Here is a 25308-nt window from a genome sequence, read left to right as displayed (position 1 = left end):
AAGTACAAAAATAAGAGAATCGACACTAGTCGACCCTCTCAGGAGATTTATGAAAAAGAAAAGTTTTAGGATATTTTATAGTATAGAGAGACTTACTTAAACTTTCCTTAAGCTTCTTTTTTTTCTTTACGTTCTTTGATTTCCATAAATGTCTGTCCAAAAATTTTTAATTCTTCAAGAATCTCATAGTCTTTCTTGTTACGAACATCAAAAGTAATCTCTACTTTCCCTTGGTTATCACTGATTTTTGCTTTTAAATGCGTTTTAGAGATGGCTTCGAAATAGTCTTGAGTCAAGAAGAATTTAAGAGAGGCTTTTTCGAAACGAACAATAATAGTATCGTTCTTACGCTCGACTAATTCTGCAAAGGCAGCATCCAAATAGGCCTTAACCAGACCAATCTCAATGAGATAGGCAACTTGGTCTGGATATTCTCCAAAGCGGTCAATAAGCTCATCTTGAAGGTCTTGATAGTCTTTCTGATTCTCAATTTCTCGAATACGCTTATAAATTTCAATTTTTTGGCGCTCGTCAGAAATATAGTCAGAAGGGAGGTAAGCATCAATCTGAAGATTGAACTCTGCATTTCCTTTACGGCGAACTTGAGTTTTACCTTGACGTTTATTGATAGCCTCTTCCAAGAGTTGCGAGTACATTTCGAATCCGACTGAGTCGATGAAACCACTTTGAGAAGCACCAAGAATGTTCCCGGCACCACGAATTGATAAATCACGCATGGCAATTTTGAAACCTGATCCCAGTTCTGTAAATCCCTTAATAGCATCCAATCGCTTCTCAGAAACTTCCGTCAACACTTTGTCAGGACGATACATGAGATAGGCATAAGCAATTCGATTACTACGCCCCACACGACCTCTCAACTGATAAAGAGTAGATAAGCCCATATGATCTGCATTCTCAATAAAGAGCGTATTAACGTTGGAGATATCAATCCCTGTCTCGATAATGGTCGTTGCTACCAAAACATCGTAATCACCATTCAAGAAATCCAAGAGGGTATTCTCCAACATAACCTCACTCATCTGACCATGAACAAATCCGATACGTGCTTCAGGGACTAGCTCATGTAGTTCAGAAACTTTTTGATCAATGGTTTCAACACGATTATAAACATAAAAAATCTGGCCGCCTCGGTCCATCTCTCTTAATATCGCTTCTCGAATAAGACCAGGATTGGTTTCCATAACATAAGTTTGAACTGGATAACGGTTGGTAGGTGCTGTCTCAATAATCGACAAATCACGAATACCTAACATAGACATATGAAGCGTACGAGGAATAGGTGTCGCAGTTAGCGTAAGTACATCAACCCTAGCCTTCAACTCCTTAAGTTTCTCTTTATGCTTCACGCCAAAACGTTGTTCTTCATCAATTACTAGCAAGCCTAAGTCAGAAAACTTAACATCTTTGGACAGCAGGCGGTGGGTACCGATAATAATATCAATACGCCCTTTAGCTAAATTTTCAATAGTCTCATTTTGCTCTTTTTTACTTCTAAAACGACTGAGTTCATCTACCTCAACAGCATGATTTTCAAAACGTTCTTTAAAATTCAAATAATGCTGGTGGGCAAGAACTGTTGTAGGAACTAGGATAGCAACTTGCTTTCCATCATTGACCGCCTTGAAGGCAGCACGCATAGCTACCTCTGTCTTACCAAAACCAACATCACCAACCAAGAGACGATCCATGGGTTTGTCTGACTCCATGTCTGCCTTAATTTCCTTGATAGAACGCAATTGATCCTCTGTCTCAGCATAGGTAAAATCATCTTCGAAATCCCTTTGGTTATCATCATCTGGTGAAAAAGCAAAACCTTTAAGTTGACTACGCTCAGCATAAAGTTTTAAGAGATCATCGGCAATATCCTCTACTTGCTTGCTTACTTTTTGTTTAGTCTTTTGAAAACGCCCATCATTGAGTTTATTAATTTTAGGCTCTTTTCCGTCCGCTGATACATACTTAGAGAGACTCTCAATCTGCTCAACAGGTAGAGAAATTGTTGCAGCATCCTGATATTGGATGGTCAAGTAGTCACGATGCACCCCTTTAATCTCAATAGTCTCAATACCTTTAAATTGACCGATACCATGAGTCTGGTGTACAACATAATCACCTTTTTCAAGTTCATTGTAATCTTTGAGACGCTCTGCATTGGAAACGTGACTGGCACGCGCACGACGTTTTACTTTTTTATGAAAAATCTCACGTTCAGTGACAAGAACAAGCTTTTCATCCGCAAAGTAAAAACCATTGGATAAGTTTCCTAAGACTAACTGAGGCTTATGAGGGATCAAATCTCCAAAACTACTAAGGGGTAAATCTAAATCATATTCTTCCAAGGTTTCCTTCAAAGATTTGAGCTGCTTCTCAGACCCCACTTGTAAAATAACTGTTGCCTTATTCTTGGTATAGCGATGTATTTCATCAACTAGAAGTGGGAACTGGTTAAAGAACTCTTGCATAGGGTATTGCGTGAATTGATACAACTTATCAAATTTAAGATTTCCCAATCCCTTATGAAAATTCGAAAAGAAACTAGCTGGCTGATAGTTACGTAAAGTCTTAAATGAATCCACTAAGTAATTTAGATGACTCAGAGACTTGCCCTGATGAAGATCCTCAGTTAAAAGATTAGCCACTTCCAACTCAAGACGTCCATGGCGGTCCACTATCTTTTGAAAATCATCAATGAATACAGGAGTTCCCTTTGGAAGGTAGTCAAATAAGGTGTAAGCTTTATCATAAAAGAGAGACAAAAACTTACGTAAATCTTTATGACGGTAACCATCAATCGTAACTGACAGAACTTCCTCAAGGTAAGCTTTATGAGGACCTTCTGCCTTCGAGACCGCACTTTCTAGGGCCTTCTCAGCACGTTGGTAATCTTCTCTTGTTAAGATAATATCATCTGCCGGAGATACGATAACATGCTCTAAATTGTCTAAAGATTTTTGACTATCGCTATCAAACTGACGAATACCATCAATCTCGTCTCCAAAAAATTCTAAACGGTAGGGGAGTTCTGCAGTCAGTTCATAGATATCTAAAATATCGCCCCTACGACTAAACTCACCAGGTGAGAGAACCTGCTCTACCCTTTGGTATCCAATATGAGTCAGATGCTTACTGAGAGCCTCTAAATCATGTTCTTCCCCTAGTGCTAAGTTAATACGAGAGTCTTTATAAACCTTAGGGTTAGGCAAATGTAACTTAGTCCCAACTAAACTCGTGACCAAAACCCCACTGGCCTCTTTATCTATTAAAAAATTAAGACTTTCGAGACGAGAATGGGTCTTTTCTGGAGAAGCGAAGATAAACTCTGCAGCTACTACATCATCTGCAAAAAAAGAATAAACCTTATCCTCTCCTAAGATAGCTGACAAATCTCCTGTTAGTTGCTCAGCTTCATTTTGTGTTGAAGTAACGATTAGAATCTTAGGAACCTGCTCAGAAAGGGCAGATGCCATGACAACTGCCTTGCTGGAACCAGAAAATCCCATAACCAACTGTCTACTCAATAAAGTTACTTTATCACGCCACTCAAGCAATTGAGGATTCTTCTCAAAAAGATCTAATAGGGTATTAGCCATTATAACGCCTCATGGTGTCTTCGAAATCATTGGTTTTAAGGTAATGATTGAGGGCCGTCTCTACCTTGTCTAAAGTCAGTAAAATTGTGGCATAATCATCTTCACTAAATTTTCCAAGGACATGATTAACGACCGTCATTCCTTTCTGTGGGCGACCAATACCAATTTTTATACGGTCAAATTCTTGAGTGCCAGTTTCAGCAATAATAGATTTAATCCCATTATGACCACCTGCTGAACCTTTTTGACGAAAGCGCAGTTTCCCAACTTCCATATCTAAGTCATCGTAAATAACGATAAAATCCTCCATGGGAATATTGTAATAAGCTAGCAATGCTCTAACAGCTAGACCAGATAGATTCATAAAGGTCGTTGGTTTCACAAAATAAACCTTTTCACCGTTTAAAAAGGTCGAAGCCACTTCAGCCTTAAAGGTCTTTTCTTCAGAAAAGGTTAATCCCAGTTCCTTAGCCATTAGGTCAATAGCCATAAAACCAACATTGTGACGTGTCTCATGGTATTTTGAACCAGGATTTCCCAAGCCAACTACTAATTTTGTCATTATTTCTCCTCTTTGATAAACAGCAAAAGGACTGAAAAATACTTTTCAGCCTTGTGCACTATTTTTTATTTTCTAAACGTTGAAACGGAATTCCATAATATCGCCATCTTGGACAACATATTCTTTTCCTTCTTCACGAAGGCGACCAGCTTCCTTAACAGCTTTCTCAGAACCATATTTAATGAGATCATCGTAAGACATGGTTACAGCACGGATAAAGCCTTTCTCGAAGTCAGAGTGGATAATTCCTGCTGCTTGTGGAGCCTTGATGCCGCGTTTAAAGGTCCAAGCACGTACTTCTTTCTCACCAGCAGTAAAGTAAGTTCCAAGACCAAGCAAGTGATAGGCTGCGCGTGTCAGTTTATCAACTCCTGATTCTGTCAAACCAAGGTCTTCCAAGAACATTTCTTTGTCTTCATCATCCAATTCAGAAATTTCTTCCTCAACACGTGCCGAGATAACAACTACTTCTGCATTTTCAGTCGCTGCAAACTCACGAATTTGTTTGACATAATCAATATCATCAGGATTTGCGACTTGGTCTTCATCAACGTTAGCCACATAAAGTACTGGTTTTGTTGTCAAGAGGAAGAGTCCCTTAACAATTTTTTGCTCTTCCTCAGTAAAATCAATCGTACGTGCAGACTTACCATCTTCTAGAACAGGTTTAATCTTTTGAAGAATATTAAACTCTGCCACAGAATCTTTATCTTTTTGTGTACGCGCAATTTTTTCGACACGCGCATAACGTTTGTTAATTGATTCAAGGTCAGCCAAAATCAATTCTAGGTTGATTGTATCGATATCGGCCATAGGATCTACAAAGGCATCCTCACGCCCTTGTTCACGCATAACATTTTCATCATCGAAAGCACGAACGACATGGACAATAGCATCTACTTCACGAATGTTCGCCAAGAACTTATTTCCAAGACCTTCACCCTTTGATGCTCCTTTTACGATACCCGCAATATCTGTGAACTCAAATGTGGTTGGAACTGTCTTTTTAGGGGTAATAAGTTCAGTCAGTTTCGTCAAACGCTCGTCTGGTACCTCAACCATTCCGACGTTTGGATCAATTGTCGCGAAAGGATAGTTAGCAGCTTCCGCACCCGCTTTTGTAATTGCATTGAAAAGAGTTGATTTACCAACGTTTGGCAAACCAACGATACCTGCTGTTAAAGCCATTAATTTATTTCTCCATAAAAAAGTAATTCAGTTAATTATAACACAAAAATTGTTAAAAATAGGCAACTTCCCTTTGAGAATCATAAAAAGGAAAGCAAGGCAAAGAATGCTATAAAGAAGATAATTAGGGACTCTAGAAAGTTTTTATATTGCTAGTAAACTAATTTTCTTAACACAAGAACCTCATTATATAGACTCCCCAATGTCTGTTATAAAACCTTCTTAAGTTTCTTTTCGAAATCATGACGACTCATCATAACCACATGATCACAATTCGTACAACGAATCTTAATGTCAGCTCCAAGACGGGTCACTTCCCATTCATTAGCTTTTTTTCCTGTTGCTTTTATGGTACAAGCATGTGGTTTTTTCATTTCAACTAAACTTCCAATTTGGTACATAAACTCCCTCTCTAGTAAAAAAGTTATCCACAGTGGATAACTTTTTCGATTTTAGTTTGTTCTTACAGGTGTAATCAATTGAATAAAATTCTCACTGTCATCTGCTGGCGTCAAAGTAAATGGACGCACCGGTGAAATGAAACGTACACGGACAGTCTCACTCTTAAGAGCTTTCAAAGCATCTATTAGGTAGGTTGGGTTGAAACTAATGACCAAATCACTACCAGAAACATCTTGCACATCAATATCCTCATTCACCTTTCCGACTTCTGGTGAATTAACATGGGCACTGACACTGCCATTGATGATTTCGAGTTTGACGGTACCACTTTGACTAGCATTAGAAATCAAATATGAACGTTCCATAGCAGAACGAAGGCTAGCAGTCTCGAAAACAACTTCTGTTTCAAATGAATCAGACAAGAGACGATTCGTGTCTGGATAATTTCCTTCAAGTAGACGTGTATAGAAAGAAATTGTTTCACTACGGAATAGAATTTGATTTGCTGAGAAGAAAACCTCTAAGTTTTCAATATCATCGCTAAAGACTGCCGATAATTCTTTAAGTGAGCGACTTGGGATTACAACATCAAAGTTATCCGCAGAATGCTCCAAAACAAGTTGACGTTGGCTCATTCGGTGAGAGTCTGTTGCTACAGCTTTGAGATCTTTATGATTTGAAAGAACAAAGTGAACCCCAGTTAAAATTGGACGACTTTCTTGTGTGCTTGCTGCGAATGAAGTTTCAGCAATGATAGATTTTAACACTTTTGTGTCCATGAGTAATGGCGTCAAGCTATCAACTTCCTGAATACGGGGATATTGTTCGACATCTTTCCCTTTCAAGGTAATTTCTGATTTACCACTTTTCAGTAAAACTTGGTATTGTTCGATTTCTTCAAAAGTAAGGGTAACATCAGGCAAGCTTGAGACAACATTAATGAAAAAGTTTGCTTCCAAAAGGATACTACCTGGCTGCGTAATTAATAGGCCTGCATTTTCTTCTGAAACTGAGATACTATTTTCAATTGAGATTTGCCCATTTGATCCTGTCAAATAGATACCATCTTTGGTAACTTCGATTTTAATCGTTGATAGAATTGGGATAGCATTTTTAGAAGAAATAGCACGGCGAGTTGTATGAAGTGCTTGTAAGAAATAAGCTTTATTAATCGCAAATTGAATCATGATGCTCCTTTATTTTATTAGTATTATTTTAGTAGTAGTAGTAGGTCTTGTGGACACTGTGCATAAGTCTACAAAACATAGTTTTATCAAGGCTTTAAACTTGTGCACAGCCTGTGGAAAAGTTTGGATAATTTTTAATAGTTATCCACAAGTGTCATTTTATCTTGTTTTTGATGGTATCAATTTCAATGCGTAAACTGTCATCTTGAGCAATCATATTTTTGATTTTATTGTATGCATGTAAGACAGTTGAGTGATCTCTTCCGCCAAATTCTTTTCCAATTTTTGGAAGGGAGTTATCAGTCATTTCACGCGCAAGATACATGGCTACCTGACGTGCCAAGACAATATTTTGTGTTCGTTTAGTTGCCTTGATCTCTTTTACAGTGACATTATAAAATTTTCCTACCTCAGTTTGGATATCCTCAATCGGAATAAGAGTTAACTTAGGACCATCCATTTTACGTGCGCGAATGGCTTCAGCAGCTACTTCAACTGTGATAGTATCTAACTGGCGAACATTGGCAACTAAGCTAATATCTTTTAAGGCTCCTTCTAAGTCACGGACATTTGAATCAAATTGGCCAGCTAAATACTCAATTGTTTCAGGAGGAAAATGATAATCATAGTCCATAATCTTATTAGTAAGAATGGCCACTCGCGTTTCAAAGTCAGGTGGTGTGATGTTGACGGTTAACCCCCATTTAAAGCGCGTGACAAGACGCTCTTCCATCTCGTTCAATTGATCTGGATTACGGTCGCTGGTCAGGACAATTTGTTTATTATTATTGTGAAGGACATTGAAAGTATTGAAAAATTCCTCTTGAGTGGCTTGCGTTGATTTTTTAGCCAATGATTGAATATCATCAATTAAGAGAACGTCCAGATGACGGTATTTAAGTTTTAGTTCATCCATTTTATCTAAACGGATATGGACAACAAATTCATTAATGAAATTCTCTGCAGTAATGTATTTGATACGTGCTTGAGGATTATCATGTAAGACCTTGTTACCAATGGCATTGAGTAAGTGAGTTTTTCCGAGACCAGGTCCTCCATAAATAAATAGAGGGTTATACGTAGCTCCTGGTGAATCAGCTACAGCTAAAGATGCAGCAACTGACCAACGGTTTTCATCCCCCTGAATAAAATTATCAAAGGTGTACTTACTATTCAAGTCAGAGTCCAATGTAGGAAGAGCAGGTGTTTGCTGTTCCTTTTTATTGCCAAAGTCATTGTTTGTTACAGTTGAATTTGCCTCGTTTAAGAGTGCTTCGTCAAAGACGTACTCAACTTTGATTTCACTATTATAGGCTTCAAAACCAGCCATCAAAATGAAAGATTGCATATTCTTTTCCCAGAATAGCTTTTTGACTTCCTCAAGCAGAATTGTAGCAACGTTATCTTGAACTTTGATGAGCTTGGTATCTAGGACATAATAATCAAAAGTGGCTTGTGTTAGTTCCTCTTTGGCCAGCTCTAAGAGCTTATTCCAAAAAAAATGCTCTTTTTCGGTCATTCCATCAATTCTCCTTCTTTATTCTTGTTCTCTGATTCTATCATAAAACAAAAAAGTTTTCCACAGGTCCGAAGATAAAAGTTCCCTAAGTTATCCACAAGGAAAAAAAGACAATTCACATTGTGCACAAGAGTTATCCACAAGTTGTGAATAAAAAAAGAAACCCTCTCAAATAAAGGGAGGGCAACCATTTTATGATGTGGATAAGTTTGTTTCTTTTTTCTCCTCAATTCACAGGTCAAATAAGCTTGTTGATAATTCTGTTAAAATCTTCTTCCGTCGAAAAGTGGATCTGAATAGTTCCAGAGTGATTTTTGTGATAACGAAGAGTAACGGGGAGACCAAGTGATTTTTCCAGTTCTTTTTCTTTATCTTTTATATGAATATCTTTTTTTGATTTTTGTTTTTTAGGAAGTTCTTGAAGTCTTTTTTCCAGGGTACGAACGGACCATTTTTCAGTAAGGACTTGATGATAGATAGTTAATTGCTTTTTTGTATCCTCAACAGCTAAAAGTGCTCTAGCATGTCCTTGACTCAGTTTGCCATTTTCGATACTCGTCTGTATCTCTTGGGGAAGTTGGAGGAGTCTGAGAGAGTTACTGATATAGGGTCTGGATTTTCCCATAGCTTTCGCCAGTTCCTCGTGACTATAAGCTAGCTCATTAATTAAACTACGATAGGCCTTTGCTTCTTCAATGGGATTGAGATTCGATCGTTGTAAATTTTCAATAATAGCTTGTTTACGGCTTTCTTGATCTGTAACTTCCTTTACAACTGCAGGGATTTCTGTCATTCCTAGACGTTTACAGGCACGTAAACGTCTTTCCCCAGCAATTAGTTCATAACCAATAATATCTGATTTTCGGACAATGATTGGCTGTATCAGTCCATTTTCTGAGATTGATTGGCTTAGCTCCGCTAATTCTTCATCAGAGAACTCTATACGAGGTTGAAAAGGATTGGGATAGATGTCACTAATAGGTAAAGCTTTGAGTTGTTCTTGCATGTTGTTCCTTTCCAAAAAAAGACCTTTACATTATTGTAAAGGTCTTTTGACAGATTTGTCAATGACTTAGTCAGACAAGTCTTCTGTAGATTTTGTTAATTTAAGTTCTTCAGTTTTCTTCTCTTTACCACGATAGAAGGTTACCTTGATTGTATCTCCGATACTATGGCTGTAAAGATTGGTTTGAATATCAGTTTTTGAGCTGATTTCCTTACCGTCAATTTCAGTGATAACATCATTTTCTTGAAGTTTACCGTCAGCTGGCATACCTTTTTGAACGCTGCCGACTACCACTCCAGATTTCACATCATCTGGTAAATCTAATTTAGAAGTTGCACTGCTAGAAAGGCTATTAAGATCGGCCATTGAGATTCCTAGGGCTGGTCGTGTAACTTTACCGTCTTTTTCCAATTGATTGATAATCTCGACAACATCGTTTGATGGAATGGCAAATCCCATACCTTCAACGGCGCTACCAGCGACTGCTGACGTTGATGAAATTTTACTTGAGTTAATACCGATAACTTGTCCTTCGATATTGACTAAGGCACCACCTGAGTTACCAGGGTTAATGGCAGCATCCGTTTGGATAGCATTTGTTGAAACAGTTTCACCATTGTCGTTTTGCATAGTTACGGTACGGCTAAGGCTAGAAACGATTCCCTCTGTTACTGAGTTGGCGTATTCGGTACCAAGTGGGCTACCGATAGCAATTGCCTTCTCACCGACTGTGAGAGAGTTTGAGTCTGCAAATTCCGCTACGGTTTTAATTTTATCTGAAGAAACTTTGACAACTGCTAGGTCAGAGTAAGTATCTTTACCAACGAGTTCACCAGTAATTTTTGATCCATCTGAAAGCATGATTTCAAGTTTTTTAGCGCCATCGACAACGTGGTTGTTGGTTACGATGTAGGCCTCTTTCCCATCTTTTTTATAGATGACTCCAGAACCTTCACCAGCGACTTGCAACCCATCAGAATCTTTTGATTTGTCTTGGTTAGAGTCAGAACTATCATCTCCACCAAAGATACGGCCATAAAGTTCATTTAGAGAATCTGAAGATGACCCTTCTTGGTAATTGATGACAGAAACAACGGCATTTTGTACTTTCTTAACAGCTTTAGTTGTATCTGTTGTATTATTGTATACGGTCTTAGCTGTTTTAACACCTGTATCTGTTGAATTGGTAAAAGATACCCCTGCTGCTGTTAGTAGGATAAAGGCACCTAGTAAACCACCTAGTAAGCCAATAACAAGCATTGCAATCGGCGCTACTATTTTTTTCCAGTTAAATTTTTTCACGTTTAGTCCTCCTTTTTGATAAACATATCAAAGTAAGCTTAATTATATCATAAAGTGATTTTAAAAAACAGTTATCAACAGTCTGTGGATAAGTTTCAAAAAGTGTAGATAAGAAGCTATTTTATAGGGATAACTAAAGATTCTTAACAGTAAAAAGGTGTGGATAAGGTGTTAAAAGATTGTGGATATGTGCTATAATAAGCCTATGAAAGTTAAATTGATTACCGTTGGAAAATTGAAAGAAAAATATTTGAAAGATGGCATTGCGGAGTATGTCAAACGACTAGGACGCTTTACAAAATTTGAGTCTATAGAATTAACGGATGAAAAGACACCAGATAATGCAAGCGAATCTGAAAATAAAGCTATCCTAGACAAAGAGGGGCAGCGTATCTTGGCTAAAGTAGGTGATCGTGATTATGTCATTGCCTTAGCTATTGAAGGAAAACAATTTCCCTCGGAGCAATTTGCTAAAGAGTTAGAGCAAGCGACTCTTAGAGGCTATTCAGATATTACTTTTATTATAGGGGGAAGTTTGGGACTCTCTCCTACAGTGAAAAAGAGGGCTAATCAATTAATGAGTTTTGGTCTCTTAACGTTCCCTCATCAGCTTATGCGCCTTGTATTAGTAGAACAAATTTATCGCGCATTCATGATTCAGCAGGGAAGTCCTTACCATAAGTAGAAGAAGGAAACAGACATGTTCAGAATGAAAAAACGCTCCTATCGTGTTTTTGAAGGATTAAGGGTAGCAACTCTAGTAAGTTATATAGGGGGCTTTATTGATGCCTATACTTACAATACTCAAGACGGACGATTTGCAAGTATTCAGACTGGTAATCTTCTTTATTTGGTTATTCATCTTGTTGAGGGGCATATTGCAAGAGCTTTCAGCTATGTGATACCTATTTTTTTCTTTGTTTTAGGTCAGTTTTTTGTTTTTTTTGTTAAGAGGTGGCTCATTAACCATAAATGGGGATGGCATTTGCAAGCGATTAGACTTGCCTTTCTCTTGATGACTATTCTCGCCATTATTACACCTTACGTTGATTCTACTATTACGATTGCAGGCTTGGCATTTTTTGCCTCTCTTCAAGTAGGTATTTTTAAGCGTGTTAGAGGGGTAAATTATGCTTCCTTCATGATGACTGGTAATATTACGAATACCTCTTTAACCGTTGCTAGGGCTATTGACGAGGGGGATCCCAAAGTGCTTAAACAAGCTTCTTACACTACTATTATCATCTTTACATTTATGGTAGGAGTTGCAGCCTCAACTTGGTTTGCTCAATATTTACATGAATACAGCCTATATACGACTTTGCTTCCCTTGTTTGTTTTAAATTACTTTCTATTTATCGAGGCAAAAGAAAAACGCAACTAGAGATTCTAGATTGCGTTTTTTATCTGATCCCAGCAGGATTCGAACCTGCGACCGTTCGCTTAGAAGGCGAATGCTCTATCCAGCTGAGCTATGGGACCAATAACTCTATTAGTTTACAAAATATATAGCAACATGTCAATACTTTGTAAAAGCAAGATAAAAACTAACGTAAAATTCGAATAAATTTAGCAAAATTTAATATTTTTTTTGAAAAAAAGTATAGACAAAATCGAATACTCTGATATAATAATAAGAGTATTAACGAGATAAAAATCTCAGAACTTGGTCCGTTGGTCAAGGGGTTAAGACACCGCCTTTTCACGGCGGTAACACGGGTTCGAATCCCGTACGGACTATTTTTGCTACTTAGCAGTTTTATCCGCCATAGCTCAGTTGGTAGTAGCGCATGACTGTTAATCATGATGTCGTAGGTTCGAGTCCTACTGGCGGAGTGATAAGACACCTCAAGTTGTATAGCTTGAGTTTTTTTGTACCCAAAGATAAATAGGTCTGGAACAATTGTTCCAAACCTATTTAATTTTATTTAAGATAATCAGCAGTTTTGAATAACGGTTATTTTTCTGATGAAATAAGCGTAGCAACAAAATATGATACTTGCCAATAGACTAATCAATAAACCTGTCTTAAGACCATAGGGAATGAAGGTTAGAACAACTTCACCTTTCCCACTAGGGACATCAACTTTCATGAACCCCTTTTGGGCTCGTTGAATCTTAACTTTTTTATGGTTTATGGTCGCTGTCCACCCCTTATCGTATGGAATGGTGAAGAATAGTGAGGCATTCGTTTTACTACTATAATCAACGAACACTTTATTATTTGACGTCGTAACCTTACTATCACGTTCATTAATAGTATCCATAGCTATCTGATAGTTTTGAGTATCAAGGGCATAAAAACTAGGATTATCAAAGGATATTGCTTTATTGCCAGGAAAACTAAGTTTGATGGTAACCATTGATTCTGTTTCAAAGTAGCCAAGATCGAAGAAATCAAAAGTATTATCAGTAACTTGATTCCTTGTCATACCATTTACAGTAATTGACAGAGAGTGGTTATTGTCATCGGACCAAGAAATATTAGGAATACTAACATAGAGTTGACTATGTGGTGGAGCGATGACTCGATAGGTTATTGTAACAAAATCTATATTCGAGTTGCTAACGTTTTTAGCCACGCGCTGATTCAAAGACTTAGCATCTTTATCAAATAGTTGAGATGGAGCTCGTTTAAAATAGTTTAAGTTGAGTCCAGATAGAGCATTTAGCAAGCTAGTTTGATTGTCAAGCGTATTGACAGTGAAGTCAATATTCTTGTAAATGCCATCAGTTAAGATAGCAAGCTGGCTTGCATTATTATTTTGATAAAGCCCTATTGTTTTTTCAGAAGTTACGTGATTAAAACCATACTTATTAAGGTCAAAGTTCGATAAATTATATTTTATTCCGAAGAGACTATCAGCGATAATGGTGTTATTTTGGTAACGTAGGTTTAAATTAGTCCCTTCAGATTTGAAGCCTAACCTATCGAGTGTTGAGCTTGAAGCAGTATTTCGAATGGATGAGAACTGAGAGATACCATTATAGTTGAATTTCATACTGTCGTTACCAGTTTGAGCCTCTAACCTTTCAGTACGGTAAAAAGTCTTATTTGCTTGCTTAGTATCTGAAACTAGTTTTGTAATAGCAGACATATTTCGTAGGTAGCCTTCACGAGTTGGGAATACCCACTCATTTCCCAGAGCTCCAACAACATAGTAAGTACTTAATGCAAGCTCAAAAATGCAGAATAAGAAGGTGAAACAGCGAAAAACACTCCCAGGAATTTGCTGTCTAAAATAGCTAATAAATAGAATGGCATAGGCTAGAAGAAATGCTAGGCTTAATAGCCAGGAGACTGATTCAATAAAGCTATAGTGAGATTGGAAAATCCAAGTTAGTAAGTAAGCGGTACTCAATCCTAAGAAAGATAGGAGGAGTCTTTTAAAAGAAAAGTATTTTATTCGGTTGAGTGTTTCTCCTGCCAAAAGAACAATTAGGAGAGATAGGAGCCAAGAATAGCGATGGAGAAACATGTTGGGTGCATGCATTCCTTGCCAAAATAAATCAAGAGGCTGTAAGTAGAAGCTAGCGATAAAGAAAGCTACTAATAGGAGATAACCTATACGTAATGATAGCTTGACTTCCCTACTAATAAAGAAAAGTAGAAAAAGAATCAAAGGTAAGATTCCCACATAGATCATAGGTATTGATCCAAATTTAGTAGTATCGTAAACTCCAACGAGATTTTTCGCAAAGAAGTCAAAATAATAGGTGGACTCTGTCAATAAACTTGACGCGCCTGTAAACCTTTCACCATGTGTGGTCAAGTCAAGTAGTGTTGGTAGTAGCATGACAGCACTACTTAAACCAGCAAGTATAGAAACAATTCCAAAGTCTATGAAATGAAGAATCTTACTCTTCCATCCCTTGATAGTTATCAATTGTACTATGGTGTAAAAGGTTAGGAAAATAGCCATCATATAACCAAAATAGTAATTTTGGATAAAAAGGCAGGTTAGGCTAAAAAAGTATAAGCCCCGTTTATTGAATCTTAGTAAGAGGTGTAAACCTAATATGATTAGAGGTGCTAGAATAAAGGCATCTAGCCAGGTATTAATTTCTAACTGACTGGTAGCGAAGCTCATCAAAGAAAATCCTGTAGAAAGACATAGGATGAAACTTCTTGACACTTTTGTAAAGAGCCGCTTAAAACTAAAAGCTCCTGATAACCCAATAAGCCCGAATTTAAGTAGTGTTATATAATAAAAAGCATCGGCCATTTGGTTGACAGTAAAGAAATAGTAAAGTGGAGACAAGAAAGAACCTAGGTAATAGCTTGTTAGAGCATAGAAATTAAGCCCTAGACCACTTGTAAAGGTGTAAAAGAGGCTCCCATCTCCATGAAGTATATTCCGAAGTCCAGTTGCAAAAATCACATACTGATGAAAACCATCACTTGTTAAAATAGTCCGCTCACTACCAGGATAGATTTTTTGGCTATACAGCACCCCTATCATGATTAGTACTGGCAAGAAAAAAGCAGCCAGATAAAATAATAAAGTCGTATGGTATTTTTTATTTGTCATAATGATACTAATACAGGTTGGGATATCCCAACCTGCATCTTTTTATAGTTTAATCAGCCCATAGTGCTTTGACTTTAGCTTGCACTTCTTCATTTTCAAGGAACTCATCATAAGTTTCATCAATACGGTCAATAACCCCATTTTTAGAAACAACTACGATGTGGTTCGCTATTGTTTGAATAAATTCATGGTCATGACTGGCAAAGATAACAGACTCTTTGAAGTCACGGACGCCATCATTCAGACTTGAGATTGATTCCAAATCCAAGTGATTAGTAGGATCATCTAGAAGAAGGACGTTAGATTTCAAAAGCATGAGTTTAGAAAGCATGACACGTACCTTTTCTCCCCCTGAGAGAACACTAACAGATTTATTAACCTCATCCCCTGAGAAGAGCATACGCCCAAGGAATCCACGCAAGAAGGTATCGTCATCTTCACCTTTTTCGGCAAATTGACGGAGCCATTCGAGAATTGATTCACCGGATGCAAAGTCTTTAGAATTGTCTTTTGGAAGGTAAGAACGGCTAGTAGTAACACCCCATTTGATTGTACCTTCATAGTCAATATCACCGGCAAGAGCACGAATCAATGCAGTTGTTTGAATATCGTTTTGACCGATGATGGCAGTCTTATCTCCTGGTCGCAAGATGAAACTAATGTTGTCAAGAATAGTCTCACCATCCATCTTAACAGTGAGATTTTCAACTGTTAGAAGGTCATTACCGATTTCACGCTCTGCTTTGAAATTGATGAATGGGTATTTACGACTTGATGGGACGATTTCTTCTAGCTCAATTTTATCAAGCATTTTCTTACGAGAAGTCGCTTGTTTAGATTTTGAAGCGTTGGCAGAGAAACGAGCAACGAATTCTTGAAGTTCCTTAATTTTTTCTTCTGCTTTGGCATTACGGTCAGCCTGCAAGCGTGCAGCCAATTCTGAAGATTGTTTCCAGAAGTCATAGTTACCGACATAGAGTTTGATTTTACCAAAGTCAAGATCGGCCATATGCGTACATACCTTATTCAAGAAGTGACGGTCATGGGATACGACAATGACCGTATTTTCAAAATCAATCAAGAAATCTTCAAGCCAAGAGATTGACTGGATATCAAGACCATTGGTAGGTTCGTCAAGAAGAAGTACATCAGGTTTACCAAAGAGTGCTTTTGCAAGGAGAACCTTGACCTTGTCACCATTAGCCAATTCACTCATGTTTTGATAGTGAAGGTCTTCTGAGATATTTAGATTCTGAAGCAATTGTGAGGCTTCGCTTTCAGCTTCCCAACCACCTAATTCAGCAAAGAGTCCTTCTAATTCAGCAGCACGGACACCATCTTCATCTGAAAAATCTTCTTTCATGTAGATGGCATCTTTTTCTTTCATGATATCGTAGAGGCGTTCATTACCCATGATAACAACATCGATAACGCGTTCTTCTTCATAGTCAAAGTGGTTCTGACGAAGGACAGAAAGACGTTCATCAGGACCAAGAGAGATGTGTCCTGTTGTTGGTTCGATATCACCAGCTAAAATTTTCAAAAAAGTAGATTTACCAGCACCATTAGCACCGATAAGACCATAAGTATTACCTGGTGTGAAGGCAATGTTAACATCATCAAAAAGTTTACGATCGCTAAAACGAAGCGATACATCTGATACAGTAAGCATATAATATCCTTTATTTTTATTCTTAACTACTATTTTACGAGAAATTAGACTTTATTTCAATCGATTTTACAAGGGATTGATAAAGTCATTTGGAACTCTTTGGTAATCTTTTTGGAGGCTAAATCCACGTCCCATAACTGTAGAAGCAGGAACAATGACGATAAAGGCAGTTTCATCTATTTTTTGGATTTCTTCTTGGACTTTTGGAACCTCATGAGTTGACAAGGTAGTCATAATCATATTTTGTGCATGTCCGGTATGTCCACCAAGAACTGGAATTTTTGTTGCGCCTCGATCAGCAACTTTAGTGATGTAATTTAGGATTTGTTCACTATTTTGCGAAATAATTAGAAGATTCCGCGATGAATTGAGTCCGACCATCATTTTATCAATTGTAAGAGAAACAACTCCAAGTGAAAGAATGGAGTACATCACAGTATCAGGAGGAAAGGCGATGGCACTGATGGCGACAATGATTCCATCAACAATAAGGAGTACCATCCCTAGTGGGAGTGGCGTATATTTATTAAGGATTTGTGTGATAATTCCAGTTCCCCCAGTTGAGGAATTTCCATAAAAAACTATTCCCAATCCTAACCCTAATACAATTCCACCAAAAATAGCAGCCAACAAAGGTTGTTTGGTGAGTGTAGGTAAGCCCTCAGTTAATTTAATAAACATTGGGAAGACAAGAGACCCATAGAAGGTTTTTAGGAGAACTTCGCGGCCAAGAAAGAACCAACATAAAATTAACAAAGGGATGGTTGTTGCTAAGACGAAGTTAGCATTATTCCAGCCAAAAAGGGCATTTAAACTAATGGCTAGCCCTCCGACACCACCCGAAGCAATATTATTCTTAACTAAAAGTGAGTTATAGCCGACAGCAGCTATAAAAGAACCGATTGTAACTAAAAGTATGTCTATTATTCGACGTTTCATATATTATCTCCTAGATATGATATTCCTATTATCAAGTCTTTTTAAATTTCCGTCAAGTAATGACTATTTTGGTTGAATATGAGGTTGTGTTTCACGTGAAACTGGAAACATAACCTTGACAAAAATAGATAAAACAATGTAGAATAATAGTCATCAGAAGAGTAATTCTTACCTTTTTTATAGAGAGCTGGTGGTAGCTGCAAACCAGTATGAAGGTAGAATGAATGGGCTGAAGAGAATTAATTATTAACGTGAACACATAAACGTTAGGCTTGGCACCCCTTACCGTGCAACTTCTTTATTGAGAAGGCTTGAGATGATAACTTTAAAAGAGTTGTCAATTGAGGTGGTACCGCGTATCATAAGTGATTAACGCCCTCACGCATATTTTTGCGTGGGGATTTTTTGTATTTAGAGAGGTAATAATATGACGAAACCTATTATTTTAACAGGAGACCGTCCAACAGGGAAACTTCATCTTGGACACTATGTTGGTAGTTTAAAAAATCGTGTCCTTTTACAAAACGAAGATAAATATAACATGTTTGTCTTCTTGGCTGATCAGCAAGCTCTTACGGATCACGCAAAAGAGTCAGAGATCATCAAAGAATCAATTGGGAATGTTGCTTTAGATTATCTCTCTGTAGGTTTGGATCCAGCGAAGTCAACTATTTTCATTCAAAGTCAGATTCCTGAGTTGGCTGAGTTGACTATGTATTACATGAACCTAGTTTCATTGGCACGTTTAGAGCGTAACCCAACGGTTAAGACGGAAATTGCTCAAAAAGGCTTCGGAGAATCGATTCCAACAGGATTTCTAGTTTATCCAATTTCTCAGGCAGCTGATATCACGGCCTTTAAAGCAAATTATGTTCCTGTAGGTAATGACCAAAAGCCAATGATTGAGCAGACACGTGAAATTGCACGTAGCTTCAATCATACTTATAATTGTGATATTTTGGTTGAGCCAGAGGGGATCTACCCTGAAAATGAAGCTGCAGGACGCCTTCCAGGTCTAGACGGTAATGCTAAGATGTCTAAATCCTTGGGTAATGGTATCTTCCTTTCAGATGATGAGGACACTGTTCGTAAAAAAGTCATGAGCATGTATACGGATCCAAATCATATTCGTGTGGAAGATCCAGGCCAAATTGAAGGTAATATGGTTTTCCATTATCTTGATATCTTTGGTCGCGAAGAGGATGCTACTACAATTGCTGAAATGAAAGAACATTATCAACGAGGTGGTTTAGGAGATGTGAAGACAAAACGTTATCTTCTAGAAATCTTAGAACGTGAGTTAGCTCCAATTCGTGAACGTCGTTTAGAGTATGCCAAGGATATGGGAGAAGTTTTCCGTATGCTTGAAAAAGGTAGTCAAGCAGCGCGTGAAGTTGCTGGACAAACATTGGCAGAAGTAAAAGAAGCAATGGGAATTAATTATTTCTAAGAAATAAAAAGTAGGGACTCAAGATAATCTGGAGCCCTATTTTTATTTGGAAAAAGGTTTTCTTAGAATCTTATGCGAAATCTGTTGACAAATCATTTTAGCATGATATGATATTATCAATTAAAAAATAGACTGGGGTTTCTGTACCTCCAAACTTTGAGAAAAGAGGACGATTATAATGTCAAATTGGGACACTAAATTCTTGAAAAAAGGTTACACTTTTGATGACGTATTGCTTATTCCTGCGGAAAGTCATGTTCTACCAAACAACGTCAACTTGAAGACGAAATTGGCTAAAAATTTGACATTAAATATCCCAATTATCACTGCAGCCATGGATACGGTCACAGATAGTAAGATGGCTATCTCAATTGCTCGTGCAGGTGGTTTGGGTGTCATTCACAAAAATATGTCTATTGCGGAACAAGCTGAAGAAGTTCGAAAAGTAAAACGCTCTGAAAATGGTGTCATTATTGATCCATTCTTCTTAACGCCTGAAAATAAAGTTGCTGAAGCTGAAGAGTTGATGCAACGTTACCGTATTTCAGGGGTTCCAATTGTTGAGACACTTGAAAATCGTAAATTGGTTGGTATTATCACAAACCGTGATATGCGTTTTATCTCTAATTACGATACTCCAATTTCAGAACACATGACTTCTGAAAAATTGGTCACTGCTCCAGTTGGAACAGATCTTGAAACAGCTGAAAGTATTCTTCATGAGCATCGTATTGAAAAGCTACCTCTAGTTGATGAAGAAGGTCGTTTGTCAGGACTCATTACTATTAAGGATATCGAAAAAGTTATCGAGTTTCCTAATGCAGCTAAGGATGAATTCGGTCGTCTTTTGGTAGCAGGTGCTGTAGGGGTTACTTCTGATACCTTTGAACGTGCAGAAGCTCTCTTTGAAGCAGGCGCAGATGCTATTGTCATTGATACTGCACATGGTCATTCAGCAGGTGTTCTTCGTAAAATTGCTGAAATTCGTGCCCACTTCCCAGATCGTACTTTGATTGCAGGAAATATTGCAACAGCTGAAGGTGCGCGTGCACTTTATGAAGCAGGTGTTGATGTCGTTAAAGTAGGTATCGGACCAGGTTCTATTTGTACAACACGTGTGGTTGCGGGTGTAGGTGTTCCTCAAGTCACTGCTATTTACGATGCTGCAAGTGTTGCGCGTGAATACGGAAAAACAATCATTGCTGATGGTGGTATCAAATACTCAGGTGATATTGTAAAAGCTCTTGCAGCAGGTGGTAATGCTGTAATGCTTGGTTCTATGTTTGCTGGTACTGATGAAGCACCAGGTGAAACTGAGATTTTCCAAGGTCGTAAATATAAATCATATCGTGGTATGGGATCAATTGCAGCGATGAAGAAGGGATCAAGCGATCGTTACTTCCAAGGTGCAGTTAATGAAGCGAATAAACTTGTTCCAGAAGGAATTGAAGGCCGTGTAGCTTATAAAGGTTCTGCTGCTGATATCGTATTCCAATTGATTGGCGGTATCCGTGCAGGTATGGGTTATACAGGTGCAGAAGATATCCAGGCTTTACATGACAAAGCTCAATTTGTTGAAATGTCAGGTGCAGGACTTATTGAAAGTCACCCTCACGATGTTCAAATTACCAACGAGGCGCCTAACTACTCAGCTCATTAATAAACATAAAAGTACTTATCTCAGATAAGTACTTTTTGTTTACAGAGATATTTACAATAAGTTTACAACGTATTTACGTGAGTGTAGTTGTTAATAAAGGATTTATGTTGAAAGGATTTACAACTTATTGGATGATACTTGTCACATCTGTCAATTACCAAAAAAAAGAAAAACAAGTCATTTAATCGACTTGTTTTTCATAAATATTACCATTCTTGACTAAGAAGGTCTTTAAATCAGGTGGTAGGTTACTCAGATGATCAAGTGAAGTTGTCGTCATGAAGGTTTGAACCTCTTCGTCAATACTTTCTAACAGTTTAAGTTGACGGTGGTTGTCAAGCTCACTCATGACATCATCGAGGAGAAGAATAGGAAATTCACCTGTTACTTTTTTTATCAGAGCAATCTCAGCCATTTTTAAAGAAAGAATGAGGCTACGTTGCTGCCCCTGACTGCCGAAAGATGCGTTCATGTCATTGATGTAAAATGTCAAATCATCCCTATGTGGACCAACACCAGTGTTCTTTTTGAAGATATCTCTTTTGTGATTTTGCTTTAACGTGGTTAAAAATGATTCGCGAATAACTTTGTTATTTTCCAGTGGGATATTAGATTCGTAGGAGATTTTAAGGCACTCTATCTGATTTGAGAGGTTACTATGATGTCTATCTGCCTCCTCCTCTAATTGCTTGATAAATTCTAGTCTATGTTCGATAACTCGTGCTCCAAAATCGGAAAGCTGTTCATCTAACACTGAGAGGAAATTAATGTCTACATTGTCAGTAGATTTGAGATAGGCATTACGTTGTTTGAGTACATGATTATAACTTGATAAGTCTGAGAGATAAACAGGCTTAATCTGTCCTAAATCAATATCTATAAATTTACGTCTCAGGCTTGGAGATCCTTTTACAAGTTGTAAATCCTCAGGAGCAAATAGCACCACAGTCATGTGACCGATATAATCGGATAATTTAGCTTGTTTGAGGTGGTTAACCTTTGTTATGCGTCCTTTATTAGATAAACTGATTTCCAGAGGTAGCTTCCCACTATGACGATGCACGATGCCGTTCAGTTTGAGAGTATTTTGTTGAAATTGAATCAGTTCTTTATCTGAACGGGTCCGATGACTACGTGTCAATGCTAGAAAATAGATGGCCTCAAGAATATTTGTTTTTCCTTGGGCATTGCGACCAAGAAAAATATTGAGATGAGGTGAGAAGCTCACAGAGGCTTCAGTATAATTTCTAAAGTGTTGAATATCAATTTTTTCGAGCCACATAGTTAGGTTCCTGGGAAACGAACGGGTTTTCGTTTAGTTTTATTGCTTTCTTTTGACGGATGTGCTTTTTGTTTCTTTTTATTATCCTGATTCATTTTTTTAACAATGGCAGCAACACGTGCTTTTTCAGCGACTTCTTTTTGATGTTCTTCAATTTCATTTGTCGTTGGAGCTACAATCGTTATTTCAATTTCCTCAGACGGAATGGTAATAACATCTCCATAACGAAGTTTTTTTCCACGACGTTGTTCATCCTCACCGTTGAATAAAACGGTATTCTTAGCCAAGAAACCTTTTATAGCTCCGCCACTATGAATGATACTTAATTCTTTTAAAAGTGCCTGCAGTGTGATGTATTCATCAAATAATTTATATTCCATAGTACCTCAACTTTCTCTTGAGATAAGATAGCATAAAAATGGTATAATTGGAAGCATAAACTTTTTAGAGGTTATCAATGAAAATTGCTGATGGTGTCTATGTACACTTCATTCCAACACAAAAATATAAAACTAATCGTATTGTTTTTCGAATGACAGGTTCTTTGAATAAACAAACAATTGCTAAACGAGCCCTAGTTTCACAAATGTTAGCTACAGCCAATCAGACGTATCCAACAGTACAGTCTTTTAAAGAGAGACTAGCTTTTCTTTATGGAACACAGTTGTCAACTAGAGTGTCAACTAAAGGATTGACACATAGTGTTGACATCGAGTTGACATATCTGAAAGATGCCTTTATCCCTACGAATGATGGATTGTTTTTGGAAGTGCTAGGATTTTTGAAAGAGTGTCTTTACAAGCCGCTGTCAAGAGTAGCTCAATACCAAAATAAAGTATTTGACATAGAAAAACAAAATTTAATGACCTACCTGGATGTTGACACAGAGAATAATTACTATTACAGTGAAGTTAAGGGAAGAGAGCTTTATTTTGTAAACGAGGGATTGAAAGTTCCCAAATATGGTCAAGTAGAACTTGTTGAAGCAGAAACCTCGTTTACAGCTTATCAAGAATTTCAAAGCATGTTGACAAGAGATCGTATTGATATCTTTATGGTTGGAGAATTTGATGATTATCAAGTACTCCAAGCTTTACATCGTTTTCCTTTGGAAGGACGTCAAGTTGATTTACAGTTTAGCTATAGTCAACGTTATGTCAATGTTGTGAGAGAAAAGATAGAACCGAGACAGAGTAGTCAATCTATTTTACAGCTAGGGTACCAATTTCAGTGTCAATATGGAGATAAAGATTACTTTGCTTTAATTGTATTCAATGCCATGTTTGGTGAATTTGCCCATTCAGCTTTATTTACAACACTTAGAGAAAAGGAAGGCTTAGCTTATTCAATTAGTAGCCAATTTGATATCTTTACAGGTTTACTGGAAGTTTACGCTGGAATTGAAAAATCTAATAGAAATCAGGCTATGCGAGGAATTAGTAGAGAATTGAATTACATTAAATTAGGACGTTTTTCAAGTTCTCTCCTGAATCAAACCAAAAAAATCATACGAATGAATGCCCTACTCTCTGAAGATCATGCCTTAACATTAGTGGAACAACGTTTTAATAAGGTGATTTTTGGCGATAAAAGTCTTTCATTGGAGAATTGGTTAGATGAGATTGAGAAGGTTACTAAAAAAGATGTTTGCCGTGTAGCGCGTCAAGTTAAGCTACAGAGTTTGTTCTTTTTAGAAGGAGTGTCTTAGAATGGCTGCTTTGAAGAAACGTTATTATCAAAAAATTGATGAAGAAGTTTATTCAGCAATTTTAGATAGTGGTATGTCTTTATCAATCATTAAGAAAAAAGGATTTGTAGAAAAAGCCGCCCTTTTGTCAACAAATTTTGGGGCGCTAGATAATCACTTCTATATTGATGGTGAGTTACAATCTTACCCTGCAGGTATTGCTCATTTTCTTGAACATAAGCTATTTGAGGATGAGCAGGGAAGGGATGTGACGTTGGATTTTGTCAAGCTTGGAGCTGATGTCAATGCTTTTACAACCTTGGAGAAGACAACATATTATTTTTCTACCCTAGATAACTTTGAGGAGTCTTTAGAGCTTTTATTAAACTTTACATCGAGCTTTACAAGTTCTGAAGATGCTGTCAACCATGAAAAAAGAATTATTGAACAAGAAATAAATATGTATCAGGATGATCCTGACTACAGAGTTTATCTAGGTTGTTTACAAAGTTTGTATCCTAATACTATATTAGGTCAAGACATTGCTGGAAGTGTTGATAGCATTGAAGAAATTACTGTAAAGGACTTAAAAGATAATTTTGATTGCTTTTACAGACCAGCAAACTGTCATCTCGTCTTAGTGGGCGATTTTGATGTTGAAAATATTTACACTTTTGTCAATGAAAAACAAAGTAAGTTTACACCACCTGAGAGAATAGTCGAGAAAGAAAAGCACCTCATTGAGTCAGATATCCAAAAATTAGATAGTCTTCAAATGGAGATATTCATCTCAAAACTAGCCATTGGTTTTAAGAGTGTTCCTTTTACTGATAATCGTATGAGAGAAAACATACTGGTACAGTTATTGTTCAATTTACTGTTTGGCTGGACGTCTCCTTATTATCAAAATTGGTATGCTGAAGGAAAAATAGACGAGTCTGTGTCAATTGAATACGAGGTATCTAATCGATATTCATTTGTCATTATGACTATGGACACTGCAGAACCGATCCGTATGTCAAGTTTAATTCGTCAGGTGATGACATCGGCAGATAAAAAACAATTGTTGACGGAAGAAGCATTGGATTTACAAAAGAAAGCTTTGTATGGTGAATTTTTACGTAGTCTAGACAATATCCAGAATTTAGGAAGCCAATATTTAGCTTATTTTGAGAATGATAAAACATACTTTGATTTTGGTCAGGAACTGATGAGCATTACTTCCAAGGAGTTGAAGGATTTTTTGAATCACTATCTCTCAAATATGGAGATTACCGATTTTGTTGTCTTCCCTAAATAAGTGATT

The 25308-nt window shown here is 37.3% G+C and carries 19 protein-coding genes, 3 tRNA genes and 1 other annotated feature; of the genes, 8 read left to right on the top strand and 14 right to left on the bottom strand.

Translation table 11 applies throughout. The features are described from left to right. Positions 1–107 precede the first annotated feature (107 nt). The 8 genes from mfd to ACT170_RS08225 form a co-directional block, all read right to left on the bottom strand. Positions 108–3614, bottom strand: a complete 3507-nt coding sequence (gene mfd, locus ACT170_RS08260; protein WP_059749056.1) for a transcription-repair coupling factor — start codon at positions 3612–3614, stop codon at positions 108–110. Then, positions 3607–4176 carry an aminoacyl-tRNA hydrolase gene (gene pth / locus ACT170_RS08255; RefSeq protein ID WP_013989873.1) on the bottom strand — a complete coding sequence of 190 codons (570 nt, stop codon included), beginning with the start codon at positions 4174–4176 and terminating at the stop codon, positions 3607–3609. Before pth ends, mfd begins: the two co-directional genes overlap by 8 nt. 72 nt (positions 4177–4248) lie before the next feature. Further along, complete coding sequence (ychF, locus tag ACT170_RS08250) at positions 4249–5364, bottom strand: redox-regulated ATPase YchF (protein WP_002883967.1); 1116 nt, start codon at positions 5362–5364, stop codon at positions 4249–4251. Between the two features lie 209 nt (positions 5365–5573). Further along, positions 5574–5765 (bottom strand): DUF951 domain-containing protein, encoded by a 192-nt coding sequence (locus tag ACT170_RS08245; protein WP_002886272.1) that lies wholly within the window; start codon positions 5763–5765, stop codon positions 5574–5576. Between the two features lie 51 nt (positions 5766–5816). Next, entirely contained in the window at positions 5817–6953 is a 1137-nt protein-coding gene (gene dnaN, locus ACT170_RS08240; protein WP_014633747.1) for a DNA polymerase III subunit beta, read from the bottom strand. A 154-nt stretch (positions 6954–7107) separates the two neighbouring features. Then, entirely contained in the window at positions 7108–8472 is a 1365-nt protein-coding gene (gene dnaA, locus ACT170_RS08235; protein ID WP_049553505.1) for a chromosomal replication initiator protein DnaA, read from the bottom strand. A gap of 238 nt (positions 8473–8710) precedes the next feature. Continuing rightward, positions 8711–9478 carry a ParB/RepB/Spo0J family partition protein gene (locus ACT170_RS08230; protein WP_118189715.1) on the bottom strand — a complete coding sequence of 256 codons (768 nt, stop codon included), beginning with the start codon at positions 9476–9478 and terminating at the stop codon, positions 8711–8713. Positions 9479–9544: 66 nt separating this feature from the next. Beyond that, positions 9545–10780, bottom strand: a complete 1236-nt coding sequence (locus tag ACT170_RS08225) for a S1C family serine protease (protein WP_037611167.1) — start codon at positions 10778–10780, stop codon at positions 9545–9547. A gap of 205 nt (positions 10781–10985) precedes the next feature. On the opposite strand from ACT170_RS08225, the gene rlmH reads away from it, so the two are divergent. Together rlmH and ACT170_RS08215 are read left to right on the top strand one after the other, a co-directional pair. Then, positions 10986–11465, top strand: coding sequence for a 23S rRNA (pseudouridine(1915)-N(3))-methyltransferase RlmH (gene rlmH, locus ACT170_RS08220; protein ID WP_022495861.1), 480 nt, complete (start codon positions 10986–10988; stop codon positions 11463–11465). A gap of 15 nt (positions 11466–11480) precedes the next feature. After that, on the top strand, positions 11481–12164 hold the full coding sequence (locus tag ACT170_RS08215; RefSeq protein ID WP_073687258.1) for a YoaK family protein: 684 nt from the start codon (positions 11481–11483) through the stop codon (positions 12162–12164). A 24-nt stretch (positions 12165–12188) separates the two neighbouring features. Here the strand turns inward: ACT170_RS08215 and ACT170_RS08210 are convergent. Continuing rightward, positions 12189–12262 (bottom strand) — tRNA-Arg (locus ACT170_RS08210). A gap of 186 nt (positions 12263–12448) precedes the next feature. Between ACT170_RS08210 and ACT170_RS08205 the strand changes: the two genes are divergently transcribed. Beyond that, positions 12449–12520 (top strand) — tRNA-Glu (locus ACT170_RS08205). A 22-nt stretch (positions 12521–12542) separates the two neighbouring features. Further along, positions 12543–12616, top strand: a tRNA-Asn gene (locus ACT170_RS08200). Positions 12617–12717: 101 nt separating this feature from the next. Here ACT170_RS08200 and ACT170_RS08195 read toward each other — a convergent pair. From ACT170_RS08195 to ACT170_RS08185, 3 genes are all read right to left on the bottom strand, one after another. Next, positions 12718–15312, bottom strand: coding sequence for a YfhO family protein (locus ACT170_RS08195; protein ID WP_104021434.1), 2595 nt, complete (start codon positions 15310–15312; stop codon positions 12718–12720). A gap of 49 nt (positions 15313–15361) precedes the next feature. Then, positions 15362–16984 carry an ABC-F family ATP-binding cassette domain-containing protein gene (locus ACT170_RS08190; protein WP_014632476.1) on the bottom strand — a complete coding sequence of 541 codons (1623 nt, stop codon included), beginning with the start codon at positions 16982–16984 and terminating at the stop codon, positions 15362–15364. Between the two features lie 66 nt (positions 16985–17050). Continuing rightward, complete coding sequence (locus ACT170_RS08185) at positions 17051–17923, bottom strand: YitT family protein (RefSeq protein ID WP_045772059.1); 873 nt, start codon at positions 17921–17923, stop codon at positions 17051–17053. A 144-nt stretch (positions 17924–18067) separates the two neighbouring features. Next, positions 18068–18306, top strand: a binding site (T-box leader). A 44-nt stretch (positions 18307–18350) separates the two neighbouring features. On the opposite strand from ACT170_RS08185, the gene trpS reads away from it, so the two are divergent. After that, positions 18351–19373: a tryptophan--tRNA ligase gene (gene trpS, locus ACT170_RS08180; RefSeq protein WP_002883969.1), complete on the top strand. Its 1023-nt coding sequence runs from the start codon at positions 18351–18353 to the stop codon at positions 19371–19373. 178 nt (positions 19374–19551) lie between these two features. Further along, a complete protein-coding gene (guaB, locus tag ACT170_RS08175) occupies positions 19552–21033 on the top strand; it encodes an IMP dehydrogenase (RefSeq protein WP_013991341.1) in 1482 nt (493 codons plus the stop codon). Between the two features lie 181 nt (positions 21034–21214). Here the strand turns inward: guaB and recF are convergent, their stop codons facing one another. Further along, positions 21215–22315, bottom strand: a complete 1101-nt coding sequence (gene recF, locus ACT170_RS08170) for a DNA replication/repair protein RecF (protein ID WP_048790844.1) — start codon at positions 22313–22315, stop codon at positions 21215–21217. Positions 22316–22317: 2 nt separating this feature from the next. Continuing rightward, positions 22318–22695 carry a S4 domain-containing protein YaaA gene (gene yaaA / locus ACT170_RS08165; RefSeq protein WP_021144761.1) on the bottom strand — a complete coding sequence of 126 codons (378 nt, stop codon included), beginning with the start codon at positions 22693–22695 and terminating at the stop codon, positions 22318–22320. Positions 22696–22772: 77 nt separating this feature from the next. Between yaaA and yfmF the strand changes: the two genes are divergently transcribed. Both yfmF and yfmH read left to right on the top strand, forming a co-directional pair. Continuing rightward, positions 22773–24023: an EF-P 5-aminopentanol modification-associated protein YfmF gene (yfmF, locus tag ACT170_RS08160; RefSeq protein ID WP_021144760.1), complete on the top strand. Its 1251-nt coding sequence runs from the start codon at positions 22773–22775 to the stop codon at positions 24021–24023. A gap of 1 nt (position 24024) precedes the next feature. Next, complete coding sequence (gene yfmH, locus ACT170_RS08155) at positions 24025–25302, top strand: EF-P 5-aminopentanol modification-associated protein YfmH (RefSeq protein WP_444818194.1); 1278 nt, start codon at positions 24025–24027, stop codon at positions 25300–25302. Positions 25303–25308 lie beyond the last annotated feature (6 nt).

The sequence above is a fragment of the Streptococcus sp. cx1 genome (genome assembly GCF_052384325.1).
In the GTDB taxonomy this organism is placed as follows: Bacteria; Bacillota; Bacilli; order Lactobacillales; family Streptococcaceae; genus Streptococcus; species Streptococcus salivarius_G.
This window is presented reverse-complemented; position numbering and strand designations above follow the sequence as displayed.